The organism is Aliikangiella litoralis (genome assembly GCF_052495765.1).
The window spans coordinates 2,584,178-2,605,190 of record NZ_CP199292.1 but is presented as its reverse complement, the minus strand read 5'-3'; the positions used below and the strand labels follow the sequence as shown (position 1 = coordinate 2,605,190).

Annotated in this window: 13 protein-coding genes; 4 read left to right on the top strand and 9 right to left on the bottom strand. The window is 37.0% G+C overall.

Annotation, left to right across the window (positions count from 1 at the left end):
* Nucleotides 1-69: 69 nt before the first annotated feature.
* Nucleotides 70-3,138 carry a glycosyl hydrolase family 18 protein gene (locus ACT5E3_RS10690; RefSeq protein WP_444998296.1) on the top strand — a complete coding sequence of 1,023 codons (3,069 nt, stop codon included), beginning with the start codon at nucleotides 70-72 and terminating at the stop codon, nucleotides 3,136-3,138.
* Between the two features lie 826 nt (nucleotides 3,139-3,964).
* On the opposite strand, the gene ACT5E3_RS10685 is transcribed toward ACT5E3_RS10690, so the two are convergent.
* From ACT5E3_RS10685 to rluD, 8 genes are all read right to left on the bottom strand, one after another.
* The gene (locus ACT5E3_RS10685) at nucleotides 3,965-7,003 is read right to left on the bottom strand and encodes a TonB-dependent receptor (RefSeq protein ID WP_444998295.1); all 3,039 of its coding nucleotides are present in this window, start codon (nucleotides 7,001-7,003) and stop codon (nucleotides 3,965-3,967) included.
* A gap of 1,012 nt (nucleotides 7,004-8,015) precedes the next feature.
* The gene (locus ACT5E3_RS10680) at nucleotides 8,016-8,303 is read right to left on the bottom strand and encodes a hypothetical protein (RefSeq protein ID WP_444998294.1); all 288 of its coding nucleotides are present in this window, start codon (nucleotides 8,301-8,303) and stop codon (nucleotides 8,016-8,018) included.
* A 473-nt stretch (nucleotides 8,304-8,776) separates the two neighbouring features.
* On the bottom strand, nucleotides 8,777-9,133 hold the full coding sequence (locus ACT5E3_RS10675; RefSeq protein ID WP_444998293.1) for an RNA polymerase sigma factor: 357 nt from the start codon (nucleotides 9,131-9,133) through the stop codon (nucleotides 8,777-8,779).
* 334 nt (nucleotides 9,134-9,467) lie between these two features.
* Complete coding sequence (locus tag ACT5E3_RS10670; protein WP_444998292.1) at nucleotides 9,468-11,363, bottom strand: ATP-binding cassette domain-containing protein; 1,896 nt, start codon at nucleotides 11,361-11,363, stop codon at nucleotides 9,468-9,470.
* Between the two features lie 209 nt (nucleotides 11,364-11,572).
* Nucleotides 11,573-14,143 carry an ATP-dependent chaperone ClpB gene (clpB, locus tag ACT5E3_RS10665; RefSeq protein WP_444998291.1) on the bottom strand — a complete coding sequence of 857 codons (2,571 nt, stop codon included), beginning with the start codon at nucleotides 14,141-14,143 and terminating at the stop codon, nucleotides 11,573-11,575.
* Between the two features lie 145 nt (nucleotides 14,144-14,288).
* Nucleotides 14,289-14,963: a lysophospholipid acyltransferase family protein gene (locus ACT5E3_RS10660; protein WP_444998290.1), complete on the bottom strand. Its 675-nt coding sequence runs from the start codon at nucleotides 14,961-14,963 to the stop codon at nucleotides 14,289-14,291.
* 42 nt (nucleotides 14,964-15,005) lie between these two features.
* The gene (gene pgeF / locus ACT5E3_RS10655; RefSeq protein ID WP_444998289.1) at nucleotides 15,006-15,752 is read right to left on the bottom strand and encodes a peptidoglycan editing factor PgeF; all 747 of its coding nucleotides are present in this window, start codon (nucleotides 15,750-15,752) and stop codon (nucleotides 15,006-15,008) included.
* Between the two features lie 15 nt (nucleotides 15,753-15,767).
* On the bottom strand, nucleotides 15,768-16,745 hold the full coding sequence (gene rluD, locus ACT5E3_RS10650) for a 23S rRNA pseudouridine(1911/1915/1917) synthase RluD (protein ID WP_444998288.1): 978 nt from the start codon (nucleotides 16,743-16,745) through the stop codon (nucleotides 15,768-15,770).
* A 332-nt stretch (nucleotides 16,746-17,077) separates the two neighbouring features.
* Between rluD and ACT5E3_RS10645 the strand changes: the two genes are divergently transcribed.
* Nucleotides 17,078-17,830, top strand: a complete 753-nt coding sequence (locus ACT5E3_RS10645) for an outer membrane protein assembly factor BamD (protein ID WP_444998287.1) — start codon at nucleotides 17,078-17,080, stop codon at nucleotides 17,828-17,830.
* 61 nt (nucleotides 17,831-17,891) lie between these two features.
* Here ACT5E3_RS10645 and glnB read toward each other — a convergent pair whose 3' ends face one another.
* Nucleotides 17,892-18,230 carry a nitrogen regulatory protein P-II gene (glnB, locus tag ACT5E3_RS10640; RefSeq protein WP_444998594.1) on the bottom strand — a complete coding sequence of 113 codons (339 nt, stop codon included), beginning with the start codon at nucleotides 18,228-18,230 and terminating at the stop codon, nucleotides 17,892-17,894.
* Between the two features lie 295 nt (nucleotides 18,231-18,525).
* Between glnB and nadE the strand changes: the two genes are divergently transcribed.
* Nucleotides 18,526-19,362 carry an ammonia-dependent NAD(+) synthetase gene (gene nadE, locus ACT5E3_RS10635; RefSeq protein ID WP_444998286.1) on the top strand — a complete coding sequence of 279 codons (837 nt, stop codon included), beginning with the start codon at nucleotides 18,526-18,528 and terminating at the stop codon, nucleotides 19,360-19,362.
* A gap of 23 nt (nucleotides 19,363-19,385) precedes the next feature.
* Nucleotides 19,386-20,990, top strand: a complete 1,605-nt coding sequence (locus tag ACT5E3_RS10630; RefSeq protein WP_444998285.1) for a sensor histidine kinase — start codon at nucleotides 19,386-19,388, stop codon at nucleotides 20,988-20,990.
* Nucleotides 20,991-21,013 lie beyond the last annotated feature (23 nt).

The following is a 21,013-nucleotide window of genomic DNA, read 5'->3' as shown; positions in this document are numbered from 1 at the left end:
CACCTTTTTGGCCTGAAGTACAGGCCAAACTTTAACTTGAATACTTACAAAATTCAGAGAGATAAAATAATGAATCATATAAAACAAAAGTTATTTGTTAGTTTGATTGCCATTATTCCAACCAGTAGCTACGCCGCTGAAATCGATTGTTCAGCAATAGATACATGGAAGAATAATGCAACTTATACCAAAGGGAATCAGGTTAAGCTGAATAATAATGCTTATAAAGCTAACTGGTGGAATCAAAATAATAATCCAGAACAATACTCAGGACCATGGCAAGAATGGACTAAATTAGGTCAATGTACAGGAACTCCTCCAACCAACCTTCCACCAACAATCAACCTCTCCTCACCTAAAGATAATTCAGTTTATAACACTGGTGAAAGTGTTGTTATCTCAGCCAATGCAAATGATAAAGATGGTTCCATAACTAAAGTTGAGTTTTTTGTTGATAAGACACTGATTGCAACAGATACAACATCTCCTTATTCAGTCAATTGGACATCACAAGTTGGCACACATAACATTTATGCGATTGCTTTTGATAATAAGCAAGCGAGTACAACTTCAACCTCAGTTAATGTCACTGTTAATGATGGTACGACTAACGTTCCTCCTAGTGTAGAAGTTGCTCAACCAGCCAATAACATCCCACAAGGCGAACGCGTTAGCTTTACCGCAACAGCCAGTGATTCAGATGGAACCATAGAGTTAGTTGAATTTTTTATTGATAATAAATCAATTGGAGTAGACACCAGTTCTCCTTACTCTATCGACTGGGTTGCAACAAGTGGAAAGCATAGCTTATTTGCTAAAGCTGTTGATAATGAAAAGGCAGTTACAACTTCTACTTCTGCTACTTTTACCGTGCAAGGAGATACTGGTGGTTCAGACGAAAAGTGTAAACCAGAAGGCCTTTATAGTACTCCTAACGTAAACTCAAAATATTGTACTATCTATGGTTTAGATGGTCGCGAAAAAATGGGGGATGCGACTCGTCGAGTAATAGGTTACTTTACCAGTTGGCGAACAGGTTCAAATGGCCCTGCTTATTTGGCGAATCAAATCCCATGGGAAAGTCTCACTCATATTAACTATGCTTTTGCGCATGTTAATAAAAACAATCATGTCTCAATAGGAAACCCGAGCGCAAAGAACCCAGCAATAGGAATGGAATGGCCAGGTGTAGAGGGTGCAGAAATGGATCCGAGTTTACCCTATAAAGGTCACTTCAATTTACTCAATAAATACAAAAAACAACACCCTCATGTTAAAACACTTATTTCTGTCGGAGGATGGGCTGAGACTGGTGGGTATTTTGATGATGATGGTAAATTAGTACTAAGTGGTGGTTTTTACACAATGACAACCAACGCCGATGGCTCAATCAATCATGCAGGTATAAATACTTTTGCAGACTCAGCGGTTGAATTTATTCGCAAATACCAATTTGATGGTGTCGATATTGACTATGAATATCCAACGTCAATGAAAGATGCAGGTAATCCTAATGACTTCCCTATTTCAAATGCGCGTCGTGGAGGACTTAATGCATCTTATGTTGTGTTAATGCGAACTTTACGTGAAAAACTAGATGCTGCAGGCGAAGCCGATTCAACTCACTATTTATTAACGATTGCATCACCATCTTCAGGTTACTTACTCAGAGGGATGGAAGTTTTTGAATCTACTAAATATCTCGATTACGTTAACATCATGTCATACGACTTACATGGTGCATGGAATCAGTTTGTTGGACCAAACGCAGCATTATTTGATAATGGACAAGATGCAGAATTAATCAAATGGAATGCTTATGGTGGGCCTTATGACAATATTGGTTATTTGAATACTGACTGGGCTTACCATTACTTCCGCGGTTCAATGCAAGCAGGCCGAATCAATATCGGTGTTCCTTACTACACTCGTGGCTGGAAAAGCGTACAAGGTGGAACCAATGGACTATGGGGAACAGCCGAGCTTCCAAACCAGTCTGATTGCCCTGCCGGAACTGGTACAGGCGATGTTAACAAATGTGGTAATGGAGCAACAGGCATTGATAACTTGTGGCATGACAAAGACGCTCAAGGCAATGAAATGGGCTCAGGTTCAAACCCTATGTGGCATGCAAAAAATCTAGAAAATGCTATCTTAGGTAATTATCTGGAATCTTACGGCCTTGACCCAGTTAACAATCCCGACCATCAGTTACGCGGTAATTACACCCGTCATTACAATACAACAATGGTAACACCTTGGTTATGGAATGCAGATAAAAAAGTTTTCATTTCAACTGAGGATACTGAGTCAATTAATACCAAAGCTGATTATATTGTTGACCGTGGAATTGGTGGAATTATGTTTTGGGAGCTTGCAGGAGATTATGATTGGGATGTTAACAACAACCAATATATGATGGGAAGCACCATGACTAAAGCGATTGCCGCTAAGTTTGCCAATGCAGCACCTTACGGTAATAAAATAGCTGAAATAAACCTTCCAGCAGAGCAAGTTGATATTAGTTTTCAAATCAAAAACTTTGCTCTAGGTGATAGCAACTACCCTATTACACCAGAGTTAGTCATTAAAAATAACACTGGTTCAGTACTTGAAGGAGGTACAGAGTTTTATTTTGATTACGCTACTTCTGCACCAGCTTCAATGGCAGATACCAGCGGCGCAGGTATGACTATAATCAGTGATGGTTCTAATGCAGCAGGTAATAATATTGGTGGATTAGAAAATAACTTCCACCGTGTTAAATTTACTTTGCCAACCAGTAAATCAATTCCAGATGGTGGTGAATGGCGAATAAAAATAAAATATTATTTACCCACTTCAACACCATCAAATTGGGTTGTTAAATCAAAAGGATTTGAGTTTGCGATTAAACAAGAACATCCTGAATTACCTGCAGGTGATCTTAATTCAGGTGACGGTTGCGCGGTGCTTAATATTGACCCAACTCGCTATAATGAATACCCTAACTGGCCACAAACTGATTGGCAAGGCAACCCAAGCCATGCTGGACAAGGCGATAGAATGCGACATAACAATGCAGTTTATCAAGCAAAATATTGGACAAAAGCAGAACCAGGAAGCCATTCTAGTTGGGAGTTCGTATGTAGTTACTAATTCAATTTGATAAGCATTTAATAATGCATATTATTCATTAGCAACAAAATTCGGGCGGTCGTAATAACCGCCCGAATTTAATTAACCAGCCAATAAAATCACCTATCAAGTACTTTTACTCACTCAACAAAAACGCTTAATTAATAAATTGAAAACCTCTAAGATTTGTTTATTAGCAGTAAAGTCCTTTATTATAAAATAGCGATTTACAATAAAGTTCAACAAATAAAACTTACAATTAAATCCACATATTTATTTGATGTAAAAATAGAAAGTTCAATTTTATTTTGAAAAATATCTATAAAACAAGCTGCTTTAATTGACCTGAATTCAAAATAATAAAACCCAGTGAAGTATTTTTATCTTTCAAACAGCTAAATAAATTATTTTGACTATTCACTCTACCACTTATCCAGTTTGACGATTTTGTGACTATCAAAGTAAGTGAGAGCATTAGTAGCCAGCAGTTAAAAACAAATTAACTCAAAAAACTTTAAAAACAGTGTTCTGATAATTTTTACCCAGAATTCAAATAATTATTCCCTTTCAAACATGAAAGCTTAAACCATCGCTTTGATAATGAAATAACAACTTACTAAATAAAAAATTTATACAAACGTAAAAACATTCCGTTTTTTAATTCAAGGTGGGATATATTTTTAATAAAAAACTAGCTTAAGATAAGGATAATAAAGCATAAATGAGAAAAGAAAATAAGAATGAAATAATATTTTTCGATAACTAATTTACAAAAAAAATATGCCTTCAATAATGAAGGCATATTTCAAAAACATCACACAAAAAACTGTGCGTCTTTACGTTCTAATTAAAATCGAGCTTCAAGACCCAATCTTACAGAACGAGGAGTTTGCCAAGAGTATGCAGCACCATACCATTGGTTTTGCGTACCTTCAGATGATTCATAATGCTCATTTTGCGAAGTAATACCTTGCGAATTTAATACATTATAAACATCAACAGTTGCTTTCATCTCCATACCAGATAGCTCAAACTTATAACCTGCTGATAAGTCTAAGTTAAATGTCCATGCTGTACGTCCAGCACTTCCACGAGGATGACGAGTGTACTGCTTCTCTGCGTTTGGACAAGGTGTAGTTGATACATTACAACCTTGATAAACGTAGAAGAAATCACCCCAACCACCAAATAAGTTTGGATCATCGCTAGGATGTCCTTGACCAAGAATATTTAAAGGTCGACCACTTGAAAGATTTGCGTTGAAACCAACAGAGAAATCTTCATTTAAATCATAGCTACCAAATAACTTGAATACATGGCGTCTATCATTTGGTTGGTTACCGTTAGCGCCATCCATCAATGCACCGAAATCCCAATCTTGAGTTAAACCAGGATCCGCCTGACCGATATCAGATTTTACCGCACCTTCAAAGTTACCGTAACTTCTTGAGAAGGTATATACTAATGTATAACGGAAATCAGGAGAGTTATAGTTTAATGAAGTCTGGATTGCAGCATAATCATTCTTAGGCTTAGGTAAACCAATTTCAGCTACAGTATGTGTACGACGTGAACCAGGATCTGGGTTACCATCGATAGTAGCACCTGCAGGAGGAGTATCCCAAGCAGAACCATTCCAATACATACCATCTTTATACCAGGTTGAATCTTCACCAGGGTTTAACATTACACAATGTGGGTAAGAATATTTACCACAGTAATCATCTAATGCCGTTAAGATAGTTCTGTAGGTACCACGAACAGCAAGAGAGTAATCATCACTTAGCTGTGTTTCATAACCAACAATAATCTCTTCTTTTGAAAATGGGTCAGCTTCTTCAGCCTGGAACACTTCTTTAGAAGGAGCTACCGCTACAGAACCAACGGTAAATGATGTTGCTGGATCACCAGTTAATGGTGCTAAACCAGTTGGAGAACCAGTAGCTGAATCAATCCCAGTAAATGAGTAATAAGTTGATACATCACTGATACCAGAGCCAACACGATAGATCGTATTATTTGCCATTGGTAGGTAATAATGTCCCCAAGTTGCATACAACTTAGACGAACCATCACCATTTACATCCCAACTAACGCCTAAACGTGGTGCAACATCAGTTTTAAACGATGTTAATACTTTTCCACCAACCGCGTAGAAATCAAACTCATCAACACGCAAACCCGCATTAATCAACACGTTGTCAGTAATTTGCCATTGATCTTCAACATAATAAGCTGCTAGATCTGAATAGAACTCACCACCACCGATAAAGATACGGTCAATTACGTAATCTAATGGAGCACCTGTAGTATTTTCAAAGTTAACACCATTTGAATTTGTGTTAGCACCTACTCCTAGAGTTTGGTAAGTCCAAGAGTGATCACCAGCCATTTTATCAATACGGTTGGTTGACGTACGTTTTTGATAATCATAACCCGCAGTAATAACATGATCACCTAGAACATATTCTACGTCGAAACGAGTTTGCTCATTTTCATCAAAGTTACTACCTAATCGGCCACCAGCACCACATGCAACAGCAGCAGGACCACCAGTTGTTCTGTTATCAACAACACTTGGACAATCAACATTAGAAACATTTGTTGAGTACTCAGTCTCAATTGTTCCACTCATAACACTAACTGTTAAGTCATCGGTTATATGACCAGTGTAAGTTAAGCTGTTAGCTTCACCACCGCGGTCACGAACAGATCCGTCAATCAGATTTCCAACAACGCCAGTTTGGCTATCGAAAGCGTAGATTTTTTCTTCTGCAGTACTCTTATTAGAGTAACCAAAATAGCTTAAACGATGATTGTCATTAATATCCCAATCAACTTTAGCACCCCAGAAAAGGTTATCGCCACCTGAAGATTCTCTTTCACGATACTCAGTAACACCTGACCAGTGGTCACGTCCTGAGAAATTCGTATAGTTTCTTTGAGAATCTCTTGGATTAACTAAAGCATACATATATAGCGAATCTTCAATAATCGGGCCAGCCGCAGAAAATGTAAATTCCGTTAACGAATTTTCATCTTTACGTGTATCACGGAAAATTTTACCCGTTCCACCTTCACCACGAGAGACAGAACCACCAGCTCTTAATGCTTCTGGTTCGAACGCAGCTTTAGCAACAAATTCCCACTCATTCGTTCCACTTTTGGTAGTTGCGTTGATAACACCCCCCGTTGAACGACCAAACATCGCAGAATATCCGCCAGTTTTAACTTGGAATTCGTTATAAAACTCAAAAGGTACAGTACCACAACCTAAACCTTGACGAGTATTAGTAACTTCTAATCCATTGATATAACATGAGTTTTCTGAAATTGAAGAACCACCGAACGAAGTAAAACCTACGCCAGCACCAGCAAATTTGTTATCACCAAGTACAACACCAGGCGCAAGAAGCGTTACAGATGTTAGATTTGGTGCAATTGGCATTCTCTCAATTTCAGCTTTGCTGATAGTCAAACCAGAATCTAAAGACGCAACATCCACTGCAGATAATCTTGAACCCACAATGCGAACAACGTTTTGGTTAGTTTCTAATTCAAAGTCAGCGGTAGTGTTAGAACCTAGAGATACTGTGAATGTATCTTTACCAACAACTTCGCCATTCTGTTTGATGGTAATTTCATAAGTTCCAGAAGGTAATTTACTGAAACGGTATGAGCCATCGCTATTTACATCAATAGTACGGTTGTAACCAGTTTTAGGGTTTCTAGCAGTTGCAGTAAGGCCAGATAGATTAGATGCTTCTACTGTTCCTACGATGTTTGAGGTTGTGTTGTCTGCTGAAAATACCGGTGTACAGAGTCCTAATGATGCTACAACGGCCATAGCCGTGAGACTTTTTCTAAAAGTAGAATTACTTCTCATATATATTCCTCTCTGATTGTTATCTTTTTATATTTTTATATTTATAAAAATTATTACAAGTATGCGTTTTGTGTTACACGTAATTACAACCTGTAATAATTGCGCTATTTTTACTTGAATTTAAATTGAATACAACTAGTTTTGTTGTAAATTTATGCATTCTAGGGTTTATTATCGGGGTGGGCGTCTATTTTTTGGGTTGACTAAAGTTTTTTAGAGACTAAAAACTGAGTTATTTAATTATAAAGAATGGGCTAGAAGCTTTTGTATACAAGGGATACAGCAAAAAATCTCCAGTAGAGATTAAGCTTTATCTACGATAAAGAATTATTGTTTTTGATATCAATAAAAAATAAAAAATTTCTACAAATTAATTCTCAAAATTAAAAATTAATGCCAATTTCACATAAAAAATGCTTAAAAATAGTACGCATTTCCCAATTAATGCATTAGTTAAAGCTTTAATTATTTTTACTTTTAACCTAGCATCGACTTGAAATAGACTGTTTTTTAAACAGAATACCAGAGTAAGAATATTATGAGCTTATAATAGAGTTCATTGACTGCTTAGATTCTAATTCATTCTTAAGCTCTTCTTACAAAGCTTCGAATTATTTCACCAAGATATCGGAATCTCTCTCCCCCAATAATAACAATAAAGCAAGTCATACACGAATTGCAGACTCTTATTACCAACAACGCAAGATATTATCTCAGTTTAATAACCTACAGGTTTTATTTCCACAACACTGTCAGCTTGCAGATTGTAAAGCAACCTGGATGGTTCAACATTTATTAGTTCTTATTTTTAATACCTGAAATCCCCCCAGCATAGAATATTCACTTTTTTCCTCATATTGATACAATTCTGCCAAGTACCCTTTGTGATAAGTTAAAGTTAACGGTCAAACTAAGTTTAAAAGCTTCATATTAATGTAATAAGTTAAATCATAAAACCAGTTATCAGCACTGTATGACCTGACGCTCCTGTTTTAATGGATAACTCTAAGCCTTACTTGCCTATTATGGCTGAGTCACCATTAGACCAAACTGTATCAAAAATAATTTCTGCCCCTTTGAAGACTCTAGCTCTAATAATTGTATCGTTGTGGTTTTCGTCCCCTAAAATATTATCTGTTAAATCCAAGCAAAAAAACGTACCAGCACTATAAAAGCCCCAACCACGACTAACGGTTTCTTTAGCCATATTTAAACTAATCTCTCTTTCTGCTGGAGAGTTGAAGTTATATTGACGAATAAATCTTCTGCCTAATACAGAACCAGTGTGGCGATTTCTCAAATAAAAATTGAATTCCCCTATGTAGTAAATAAAACATCCCAACCTTTACTGCAAGCATTATTTATTGGTTCGGAAAAATAATAAGCCGCGCTTACTGTTGCATCAATCTATATACAACAACTGCATTTAAGAACAAACCACTATCACTTAGAATTCGTTTAGAATTACATATTTTATATTCAGGCTTAGAAAAAAACCTAATTTATCACTCAACTCTTTGCTAGATTCCGCTATTTTTACATACACAGCAATTACTTCTTTTTCTTCCTCTTTTTTAGGCTTTGATGTTCACTTTGTTTTTTCCAACTCAACAGTTCATTATCTAGCTTTTCTTCTGAACTCAGACAAAACTATCTAGTTTCCATCAAAAACCAACACCCCCCACAATTAGCAAACATATGAACATTTTTATTTTCATTTCTCAAATCATAAATAATTAAAAACTCATCGCTTGATTTAACATCAGGCAAAAACTAGTCAGTAAACATAACGAAAATAAAAGTAAAGCATTTTATTATTTTTAACATTAATGAATGCTTTTTAATTTTACGGAGGCTCATTATTAACTGAATTAGCCTGCTTTTTTTTACAATATAACCAGCTAACTTCTTATAATTTTTTAATTTTCCTACTCGAATATTTTCAATAACAACTCTCCATATTTCTTGAAAAACATCCCTTGCTTGCTCTCTATCACTTGTCCACTGGTTTAATACAAACTTTAATCCATTCTGATATTGTTCAACCATTTCATCTTCGGCTTTTGAATCTCCTTGCATGATACGTTTTACAAGCTCGCTGGAACAGACATCTTCTTCCTTATCACTCAAACGCTCCCCCTTTTTATTAAAATAGTTTAGGACTTTTGATAAAAATTTAATTTAGATATTCATCATCAATTGGAAAAAAGTATAACCTATCATTTACCACTACAATAAATTGGTGACGTGTGTTAAAAGCATTTGGATTTCTTTTTTATTATTGATGCTTAAGAATACATCAGATTTTTAAAATTTAAAAATTGGATAGGTTAACTTTAAAATGGCTCTAGCAGCGAACACCAACAAAAAATAGCCGCTAGAGATTTATGAGTAGTCTAAAGAGAATAATTATTTGGTTAACCTTGAAAATCGAAGGAAAACTAGTCTAAAAAAACTAAATGTACTAATTTTGCTTACCTTCCAACTCATCCCACAATTCATAACTTTTGGCTAACTCCTTTTGCAACGCGTCAAATTCCTTAACGATATTTTCCGCTTTCTCCCTGTCTTGATAAAAATCAGACTGTCCCATTTGCGCTTCAATTTCAGTAATTTTTTCTTCCATGTCTTCTATCTTCTTCGGAAGTTCATCTAAAGTTTTCTGCTCTTTATAGGACAGTTTTTTAACTTGTTTTTGTAATTTCGCTTTCGCTTTTTTATTTTGACTGACTTTATCTTCTTTAGGCTTGGCTTGCTCATAATAATGTAACCAATCCTGATATCCCCCCACTATATCTATAATTTGATATTGCTGAGTATTCTCTCCAGCTAGCGGTGGTAACTGATTATCAAACACTAATAAAGAAGAACAACAATTATCTAAGAATAATCGATCATGGCTTATAATGATGACTGTCGCCTTCATTTCTACCAACATTTGTTCGAGTATTTCTAATGTTTCAACATCTAGATCATTCGTCGGTTCATCAAGAATAAATAGGTTTGCTGGACGGGTGAATAACTTAGCTAACAATAAACGATTCACTTCTCCACCAGAAAGTGAACTGGCTGGCGCTCTCACATTATCAGCAGTAAAATTAAAATTTTGCATATAACTGATAACGTGTTGTTCTTTACCATCAACAACTACAAACTCTCGACCGTCAGCAATGTTGTCAGACACAGTTTTGGTTAAATCTACAGCCTCTCGCAATTGGTCAAAATAGGCAATTTCTAAAGTATCACTCGTTTCTATGCTACCGCTAAATGCTGGAATTTTCCCCAGTAGTGTTTTGATAAAAGTAGTTTTACCACAACCATTATTTCCAAGAACGCCTAGTTTATCTCCCTTTTGAATCAATCCAGTAAAAGGCAAATTAAGCGCACGATCAAATCCAACTTGAAGCTCATCCATTCTTGCTACAATTTTACTTCCTGTGGTTGCAACAGTTGCTTGAATTTTACTGGTACCTATTTGATTGCGTCTAGCGGCGCCTTCTTCTCGCATTTTTTTCAATGCTCGTACACGTCCTTCATTACGCGTTCGGCGTGCTTTTATGCCTTGCCTAATCCAAACTTCTTCAGCAGCAAGTCGTTTGTCAAATTCTGAATTAACTTTGTCTTCTTCTTTAAGCTGCTGCTCTTTAAGTTCGGTGTAAGCTTGATAATTGCCAGGATAAAAACGCAATATTCCACGATCCAGTTCCATAATGGTATCAGCTACTTTATTAACAAACTGTCTATCATGAGAAACGAATAATAATGCACCTTTAAACGCACATAACTGCTCCTCTAACCATTGAATGCTGCTTAAATCCAGATGGTTAGTAGGCTCATCTAAAACCAGTAAATCAGGATCTTGCACCAAGGCCTTAGCTAAAGCGGCTCTTCTACGCCAACCACCGGATAAATCAGACATTTTGATATCACCATCCAGATTGAGACGAGAAAGTGTTTGTTGGACTCTAGTATCAATCGTCCAACCATCGTGTGAGTTAATTTTGGATTCCAAACTTTCTAATTTAGGCGAGTCAACATCTTCCATAATGAGCGTCTGATAATCTTCTACCCACTGTTTAATTTGTGCCAATCCAGATTCAACAAATTCGCGAATAGATAATGTCGATTTTTCGGGTAGAGCTTGTGGCAAAAAGCCAATTCGATGACTGCGAGAACGATTAATGACTCCATCATCAGATACCACTTCACCATTAATAACTTTAAGTAAAGTTGACTTGCCAGTGCCATTTCTCCCTACCAGACATACCTTTTGCCTCTCTTCAATAGCAAATGAAGCGTTATCCAGTATTACCTGAGGGCCAAATGCAAGCGAGAGTTTATCACCACGAATTAACGACATGAAGTTTCCGAACTAATCTGAAATATAGATGCCGCGCATTCTAGCAAATTAAGTCTTAAAAAGAAGTAATTAAAATGTCTGGAAAAATTGCGATTGAGTTATTGAAAGTGTTACCAAGCCTAAATAAACGAGGTTACAGCAAAGTACTAAGTCTGTTAAATTATTCATTAAACAGTTAAAACCTACTGTAACCTTTTGTTTATTAAGACTTATCTAAAAACCAATTCTCCTTGATAGACATCAATGACAATGGGTTTTCCATGCTCTACCTTGCCCGCCAGGATCTGTTCGGCCAATGGATTTTCTATCCATTGCTGAATTGCTCTTTTTAACGGCCTGGCACCATAAACAGGATCAAAACCTTTATCTGCAATCACAGTTAGTGCTTCATCAGAATATTCTAAAAATATCCCGTTATCTTTTAAGCGAGTGGCTAATTGCGCTAGTTGAATCGACGCAATTTGCTTAACATGTACTTTTTCAAGTGAATGAAAAATAACTGTTTCATCAATTCGGTTGATAAACTCTGGTCTAAAATAATCACTAATCACATTGCTGATTTTTTGTTTTAACTCCTCATAATGCTCCTCTCCTGCAGACTCCATGATAAGATCTGAACCCATATTTGAAGTCATGATAATCACAGTATTGCGGAAATCAACAGTACGCCCTTGCCCGTCGGTAAGACGACCATCTTCCAGTACTTGCAGTAAAATATTAAACACATCTGGATGTGCTTTTTCTACTTCATCTAGCAAAATAACAGAATAAGGTTTACGTCTGACTAACTCGGTTAAATAACCACCTTCATCATAACCAACATAACCGGGAGGCGCCCCTATCAATCTTGCGACGGAGTGCTTCTCCATAAATTCAGACATATCAACTCTAACCATCGAATCCTCAGAATCAAATAGAAAATTTGCCAGCGCTTTACTCAATTCTGTTTTACCAACTCCTGTTGGCCCTAAGAATAAGAATGAGCCGTTAGGACGATTAGGATCAGACAAACCAGCTCTTGAGCGTCTAACCGCATTAGACACAGCCGAAACAGCCTCTTCTTGTCCAATAACTCGGGTATGCAAATGTTCTTCTATTTTAAGTAACTTTTCTCGTTCCCCTTCTAACATTTTCTCAACCGGAATTCCTGTCCACTTAGACACGATATGAGCAATTTCATTTTCACTCACTTTATTTCTTAATAAAGTCATATCTTGCATCTCAACCTGGCTTGCCATATCAAGTTGTTGCTCTAACTCTGGAATGCGACCATATTGCAACTCAGACATTCTCGCTAAATCACCCGCCCGTTTAGCCGCATCCAAATCAATTCGAGCTCTCTCTAAGTCACTTTTTATTGTTTGAGTGCCATGTAAAGCCGCCTTTTCAGCAGTCCAAATTTCATTGAGTTCTGAAAAATCTCTTTCCATTTCAGTAATGTTTTCTTCTAACTCACTTAAACGTTTTTTAGAACTTTCATCACTTTCCTTTTTCAATGCCTCTCGCTGAATTTTTTGCTGAATCAACCGTCTTTCTAAACGATCCATTTGCTCTGGTTTTGAATCAATTTCCATGCGAATTAAACTAGCTGCTTCATCAATTAAGTCAATCGCTTTATCGGGCAATTTTCTATCGGAGATATAGCGATGAGAAAGCATTGCCGCAGACACAATAGCCGGATCAGTAATATCTACTCCATGATGTACTTCATAACGCTCTTTTAAACCGCGTAAAATCGCAATCGTATCTTCTACGGTAGGTTCTTCAACTTGAACTTTTTGGAAACGTCTTTCTAGCGCAGCATCTTTTTCTACATACTTTCGGTATTCATCTAAAGTAGTTGCTCCAACACAGTGCAGCTCACCACGAGCAAGCGCCGGCTTTAGCATGTTACCCGCATCCATAGAACCTTCCGATTTTCCAGCACCAACCATAGTATGTATTTCATCAATAAATAAAATAACTTGTCCTTCATGTTTAGCTAAATCATTCAGCACCGCTTTTAATCTTTCTTCAAACTCACCGCGAAATTTTGCACCAGCAATTAATGCCCCCATATCCAAAGAAAGTACTCTTTTACTTTTTAAACCTTCAGGCACTTCCCCATTAATAATGCGTTGAGCTAGCCCTTCAACAATAGCCGTTTTACCAACACCAGGTTCACCAATTAATACAGGGTTATTTTTAGAACGACGCTGTAATACTTGAATTGTTCTTCTGATTTCATCATCACGCCCTATAACCGGATCAAGCTTACCTTGCTCAGCTCGCTCAGTCAGATCAATAGTAAACTTTTCTAAAGCTTGACGCTGCTCTTCAGCATTTGGATCATCGACAGCTTGCCCGCCTCTTGCCTTTTCAATAGCAGCTTCCATTGATTTTTTATCAGCTCCTAAAGATTTTAAAATCTTACCAAGTTCGCCTTTATCTTCAATTGCAGCTAAAACAAAAAGCTCACTAGAAATATATTGATCTTTATGCTGTTGTGCCAACTTATCACAATGGTTTAATAGACGCGCTAAGTCATTTGAAATATGTACTTCTCCAGGAACACCCTCAACTTGCGGTAAGTGCTCTAAAGCCTCCCCCAACTGACTACGTAAACTATGTAAATTAATGCCTGTTTGTGAAAACAAATGTCTGACACTACCACCCTCTTGATTTAATAAAGCCGTCATTAAGTGGACCGGTTCTATAAACTGGTGATCACGCCCTAGTGCTAATGATTGTGCGTCTGCAATGGCCAGTTGGAATTTACTGGTAAATTTATCCATTCGCATAATTGCCCCTCAAAAAAATTCTAAAAGATTGATAACATAATCATGGGGGTCAGTTTATATAATTCAAGGATTTTGGTTGATAGATTATGCTTGTTTTATTGATCGATGTTAAAAACCTAATGTTATTGTTCTAAATCAAAAAGAATCATTCTATTTTATTCGACTTAGCCAATAACCAATTTGACATTGCTAAACGAAAATTACTTGCCAAAGCTTGTTCTGGAGAAATAAGATCATGTTGCTCAATACTGATATGACTTCGAGTTAGCACTGAACCAGCCACCGTACCTGGCGCACCAACACCATGAATACGAACGGGCAAAATATAAGAGAGGCTTAACTGACTTAATTTAATAATACCAGGTTTAATTATTTCTCTTGGTGTGGTGGAATGATGAATACCACCTTGTGGAAACAATGCCACCAATTCTCCCGTTTGAATCGCTCTTAATGCACTACGAAATGCTTTTTCAACACGCCCACTTCGATCAACAGGAATACAGCCAGCAGCTCGAAACATCCACTTCAATAGCGGTTTATTATATTCTTCAACAGCAATCATAAATCGAATGGGTCTATTAGTTGCTGTAATTAAAATAAAAGGATCAATCCCTGATATATGATTACAGGCAAGAATAACCTGAGGCGCCTCAGGTATAATAATTTTTTGAGATTTTTGACGATGAAATTGACGACAATAAATTCGTATTAACCCGTCTAAAATATTAGTCGCCCAATGTCCCCAGTCAGCTTCATTATGTTTATGTCCTAAATAAAGCAAGCAGACGACTAATATGCCTATTAATAAACTAACTATCATCTAATGCATACCAGGAACAACTCATTACACCTATTCATCGTTTCAGCTATTTTCCATCCAGATCATGCTCGCCATCCTACCTGTTTGACCATCTCTGCGATAAGAATAAAATTGTTCAGAATTAGAATAGCTACATAAATCGCCACCATAAACATCAACATCCAATTTTAATAATATTTGTTTAGCTAAACCAATAAAATCAAACTGAAAACGTTGCCTCGAATTTTCGTTAAAAAACTTTTGGTTACTAGAATCTAGGCCAATAAATTGAGTTAACACATCAACACCGACTTCAAAATGCTGTTGAGTAATAGCTGGTCCAATCCACGCCATTAAATCTGAGGTTTTCCCCTTATAACAAGCAATAGTATTTTGTAACACGCCATCAGCCAAACCTCTCCAACCTGCATGACAGGCAGCAACCCAATCACCATTTTTACTCGTCAATAATATCGGCAAACAATCAGCAGTCATCACGACACAAACCTGTTTTTCTGTTTGTGTAAAAGCCGCATCTGCAGTAAATTCTTTTGAATTAAAGTTGACCTCAACACAATCATTTCCATGAACCTGATTCAACCAATAAGGTGTTGACGGTAAACTGGCGATCTGCTGTAGATAATTTCTATTTTGTGCAACATGTTCAGCATTATCATTGACATGTTCGGCCAAATTAAAGGCTTGATATTCATCTAAACTACTGCCGCCAATACGAGTGGTGACTAGCGCTTTGATTGAACTTGGTGCTGGCCAAGAAACTGAGATAATAGAGTTTAAATTAGAATTCATCTAACTCCGCCCACACTAACAATCTCTACTTAAGTCATGTACACGAATAGCTTCTATCAAATGTTGTATATCTTCTGGAATTTCACTTTCCCAAGACATCCATTCACCAGTTTTTGGATGTGTTAAACCTAACGCTTTTGCGTGAAGCGCTTGGCGCTGAAAATTGTCCATTACTTGTGAAAATTCAGCACTCATTCCTTTAGGCCTAAGATTTCTAATACTGTAAACAGGATCGCCAACTAATGGATGCTTCATATGTGATAAATGAACTCTTATCTGATGCGTTCGACCAGTTTCTAACTTAACTTGAAGTAAAGTAAAGTCAGCGAACTTTTCACCAATTCGGTAATGGGTAATTGCTTCTTTACCATGTGGCACCACAGCCATTTTTTTACGACTGACAGGATGACGGCCAATAGGTAAATCAATCGTATCGCCGGCGACAATTTCTCCATGAACTAAAGCGAGATATTCGCGGCTAAATCCGCGTTCCTGAAGTTGAGCAACCAGATTATTATGTGCTTCTGCTGTGCGGGCAACAACAAGTAGACCTGTTGTATCTTTATCTAAACGATGCACAATACCAGCTCGTGGTAACTTTCTTAATTCAGGATAATGAAATAACAATCCATTAACCAGCGTATCTGTGTAGTGACCTGGCGCAGGATGAACAACCAAACCAACAGGTTTATTAACGATAATAATTGATTCATCTTGATAATGAATATCTAACGATATATCGGTTGCTTGCCACTCCCCTTGATCTTCAAGTGTAGTAACAACAGCAATAACTTCTTCCCCTAACACTTTATGCTTAGGCTTAATAATTACCTGCTCATTAACCTTAACCTGCTGATTTTTTATCCAAGCTTGAATTCGAGATCGAGACAACTCTGGAAAATACGTTGATAAAACCAGGTCAAGACGCTGTCCTGCATGGCTCACATCAACCTCTATAATTTGTTCTTGCTCTTCGAGTGAACTTTTTGTCACTATAACGGCCTTATAAGAATTGTAATTGTAGCGAATGCTAACCCCGTGAGGTAGAATATCGCGTTAACACTGAATAATAGACTCTATTATCAGTAAATTTAGAGACGAATGACACACAAAAATCTCTTATAATTATGCTAAATCAGGTAATAAACGACAAAATCTCTCGGATTTAGCTTAAATAAGTCAATGAATTTAAGTTAAAATATATCGAGATTAAGACTAAATTATCGAATTTAAGACTTAATATAATGTAATAACCTGCTTAAGTTATAAACAAACATTAACTTAATGCTATTTATAATTATCCATTTTAACGGCTTTGAGAATCAATGAGAATAGTAAAAATCATATCTGTTTTAGCGCTGTTAGCGGTTATTTCCGCTTGCCAAAGCAACAAAGCAACTACAACTGAAGCACAACGAATCAATAATGCATTTAAGCTTTTTGAACGTGCCCAACAATCAATGCTATCTGGCAACTTTAGAACAGCAGTTCAATATTTAGAACGTTTAGACAGTCTTTACCCATTTGGCGCTTACTCCCACCAAGCCCAACTAAATCTCATTTATTCCTACTATCGACTTAATGATTATGCATCAGGAATTGCTTCAGCCGATCGCTTTATTCGCCAAAATCCACGACATAAGGATCTAGAATATGCTTATTACATGAAAGGTTTGATCAACTTTTCATCAGAAACCGGGTTTAGCAAAGATCTGTTTTCAGCTCCATTAGCAGAGAGAGATGCCAGTACTGCAAGGCAAGCATTTGATGATTTTGCGGAGCTTATTCGTCTTTTTCCAAACAGTAAATATGCACGCGATGCTCAAAAAAGAATGCTATTCCTTCGTAATAGGTTAGCAGAATATGAACTGCATGTTGCCAATTACTATATGAAAAGAGAAGCTTATCAAGCGGCAGCTTCAAGGGCAAAATATGTAGTTGATCATTACCCTAAAACCCCTTCAGTTCCCTATGCATTACAAATGCTAGTTGTCGCTTATGATTTATTAGAATTGCCAGAATTGGCTGAGAACTCGAGAAGAGTCTTATTGCTAAACTTCCCTGACTTTAATGGTTAAAAAACAAACTATTGAGCTGGTATGTTTACTTCATACCAGCTAATGTTGTTATTCAGCTCAATTAGATTGCACTCTCGTTCTCTTCTCCTGTTCGGATACGAATAACTTTTTCCACTGGTGTAACAAAGATTTTACCATCACCTATCTTTCCTGTACGTGCTATATCCATAATAGTTTCAACACATAAATCTAATAGATCATCAGGAATAATAATTTCAATCTTTGTTTTAGGTAAAAAGTCGACCATATACTCTGCGCCACGATAAAGTTCAGTATGTCCCTTTTGTCGACCAAATCCTTTAACTTCTGTAACGGTCATTCCTTCAATACCAGCATCACTCAGGGCTTCTCGCACATCATCCAACTTAAAAGGCTTTATTATCGCTTCTATTTTCTTCATTGTTGTAACCAGTTTTGTCCTGTTTCGTTTCAATTTAGGATTCAATAGCCTATTAATGAATAGGCCTTAAATAAACAAAATTTTAGCTCATGTTCGCTAACTTAAAATCAGGCTTATTATCGACTAAATTACTCATGAAATACAATTATCAAGTTAAAGTTCCTTCTTTTAGAATAATATCTAACCAGTCAAACCTAATTATCAAGTAGCAATAGCCAAGCCAAGCTACTGATTTATAAACTAGATATGCTACTATAACAATTATTACTGTTAGTATCTTTTTAGTAGGTTTTTTGTGATTACAGCCAAACAAATCATTCAGGAAATGCATGTTCTACCAAGTATTGATCCCAACTTTGAAATTAGAAGACGCATTGAATTTATAAAAAAATCATTAATTAATTCAGGACTGAACAACCTGATATTAGGAATTAGTGGTGGTATTGATTCTTCAACATTAGGTCGGCTGGCACAACTAGCGGTCAATGAACTCAACCAAACACAACAATCAAACTACCGCTTTTATGCAATCAGACTGCCATATGGTGAACAGCTTGATGAAGACGATGCTCAGAAAGCATTGGCTTTTATTCAACCAACAACCTCCTTAACCATCAATATAAAATCAGCAGCTGATAGTCTTCATCAAGAAGCTGAAAAGGCATTATTATCAGCTGATTTGCTTACCCAAACAGAAGAGCAAAGAGACTTTAGCAAAGGCAATGTAAAAGCCAGAGTACGAATGGCTGCACAATATGATATAGCGGGTTTAGTGAATGGATTAGTTTTAGGTACTGACCACTCAGCAGAAAATATTACCGGTTTTTTTACTAAATGGGGAGATGGTGCCTGTGATCTCATTCCATTGTTTGGACTAAACAAGCGTCAAGTCCGTCAAATAGCCACTTTTCTTGGCGCTCCAGCAGAACTAGTTAGTAAAGCGCCAACCGCAGACTTAGAGTGCCTCTCGCCCCATAAAACAGACGAATCAGCATTAGGACTCACTTATGATGAAATAGATGATTTTTTAGAAGGAAAAGAGGTTTCTCAAGATGTACATGACAAATTAATCAATATTTACCAGAAAACTCAGCATAAACGTCAAGCAATCCCTACAATTTATCAGGACTAATCATAAATTAGATCATACATGATATGACGTTAGCTACAGAACAATCTCTTCCTTTTACCTCGTCTTGGCGAGCGCTGCAAATTTTTTCGGCCTATCGGCTGATACTTGCAGTGCTGCTTTACACCGTGGTTTCAATTGATTTAAATATTAGCCTTCTAGGTTCTCGCAACCCAGAGCTTTATTACGTTTGTTCTCTCTCCTTTACGATGTTTGCGGTTGTCTGTTTTCTGCTCAGTGTGTTCTATAATCGTTTTTTCTACCTTCAGCTTGAAGTTCAAGTACTCATTGATATTGGTTTAATTATACTCTTGATGCATGCAAGCGGTGGAACTGCTAGCGGATTGGGCGTGTTAATTGCCGTGAGTACGTCTGCTGCCAGCATTTTAACAGGTCATCCCGGCGCTTTAGGTTTTTCCATTCTGGCTTCATTTGGTATTTTTGGTGAAGAACTCTATTCAGGTCTCATTAATAATGCAGACAAAAGTGGAATGGCTCAAGTAGGCACTTTATCTGTAACCTTAATGGCAACAAGCCTGCTGTCTTTTTACCTCTCTAAAAAGGTTATTCAATATGAATCCGTCGCCAAAGCCTCCATAAAAGGTTTGGAAAATATGGAGAAGCTCAATGAAGAAATTATTCAATTTATGTCAACAGGCGTATTGGTTGTAGATGGTCAAAACTTTATACGCTTGATTAACCGATCAGCCTGGGTACATTTAGGCATGCCCGAGTCAACTAAATCGAGGCGGTTAGAACAAGTATCCTCTCCCTTAGCCAGACAGTTAAATTTATGGCGCAGAAATCATAGCTACCGCTCAAAAGTATTCCGCAATACAGCGACAGGGCCACGCTTGTTACCTAATTTTTCTCCTATTGCAGAGAGCAAAGAAAATGTAATTATTTTTCTTGAAGATACCAGTACATTAAACCAGCAAGCACAGAGTTTGAAACTCGCTTCTCTTGGTCGATTAACCGCATCGATAGCGCATGAAATCAGAAATCCATTAGGAGCCCTAAGCCACGCAGCACAACTAATGAAAGAGTCAGATGAAGTCGATCCAGAAAATCTTGGGCTCGTTGAAATTATCGAGAAAAATACTCGTAGAGTAAATGACATCATTGAAAATATTATGTGTCTTTCGCAGCGTAAAGCCGTTCAAGTCAAAGAAATTAATCTTTCTCGTTACTTACCAAGCATGTTGCTAGAATACTCTAGTGGCAAGGATGAAAAACCAGAAATTGTCACACAGTTTCAATCAACTAACTTAATAGTTCACTTTGATATTTCTCAACTATCACAAATTCTAACTAACTTAATTGATAATGCGGCGCGCTATAGTCAACAAAAAACAGGTATTCCCAGCGTGCAAATCATGGCAGGCGTTGAAGCTCATAGCCATACTATATTTTTAGATGTCATTGATAAAGGTGAAGGGATCCCTCCGAGTGTAGCCGAAAAAATATTTGAACCATTTTTTACAACTTCACGCTCTGGTACAGGGTTAGGACTTTATTTATCAAAAGAGCTATGTGAAGCCAACCGAGCAAGATTGGATCACATACCGTTAACTCAGGGTGGTTCTTGCTTTAGAATTAGCTTTTCTGTTGCCAACTTAACTCAACGGTAACCACTGAGGTAATCAAAGCATAT

Excerpts from the sequence above, each read along its gene's own strand:
- glnB (WP_444998594.1), bottom strand. The coding sequence starts at position 18,230 with ATGAAGAAAATAGAAGCGATAATAAAGCCTTTTAAGTTGGATGATGTG.
- ACT5E3_RS10645 (WP_444998287.1), top strand. The coding sequence starts at position 17,078 with ATGAGAATAGTAAAAATCATATCTGTTTTAGCGCTGTTAGCGGTTATT.
- ACT5E3_RS10690 (WP_444998296.1), top strand. The coding sequence starts at position 70 with ATGAATCATATAAAACAAAAGTTATTTGTTAGTTTGATTGCCATTATT.
- ACT5E3_RS10685 (WP_444998295.1), bottom strand. The coding sequence starts at position 7,003 with ATGAGAAGTAATTCTACTTTTAGAAAAAGTCTCACGGCTATGGCCGTT.
- pgeF (WP_444998289.1), bottom strand. The coding sequence starts at position 15,752 with ATGAATTCTAATTTAAACTCTATTATCTCAGTTTCTTGGCCAGCACCA.
- ACT5E3_RS10630 (WP_444998285.1), top strand. The coding sequence starts at position 19,386 with ATGACGTTAGCTACAGAACAATCTCTTCCTTTTACCTCGTCTTGGCGA.
- ACT5E3_RS10660 (WP_444998290.1), bottom strand. The coding sequence starts at position 14,963 with ATGATAGTTAGTTTATTAATAGGCATATTAGTCGTCTGCTTGCTTTAT.
- ACT5E3_RS10670 (WP_444998292.1), bottom strand. The coding sequence starts at position 11,363 with ATGTCGTTAATTCGTGGTGATAAACTCTCGCTTGCATTTGGCCCTCAG.
- clpB (WP_444998291.1), bottom strand. The coding sequence starts at position 14,143 with ATGCGAATGGATAAATTTACCAGTAAATTCCAACTGGCCATTGCAGAC.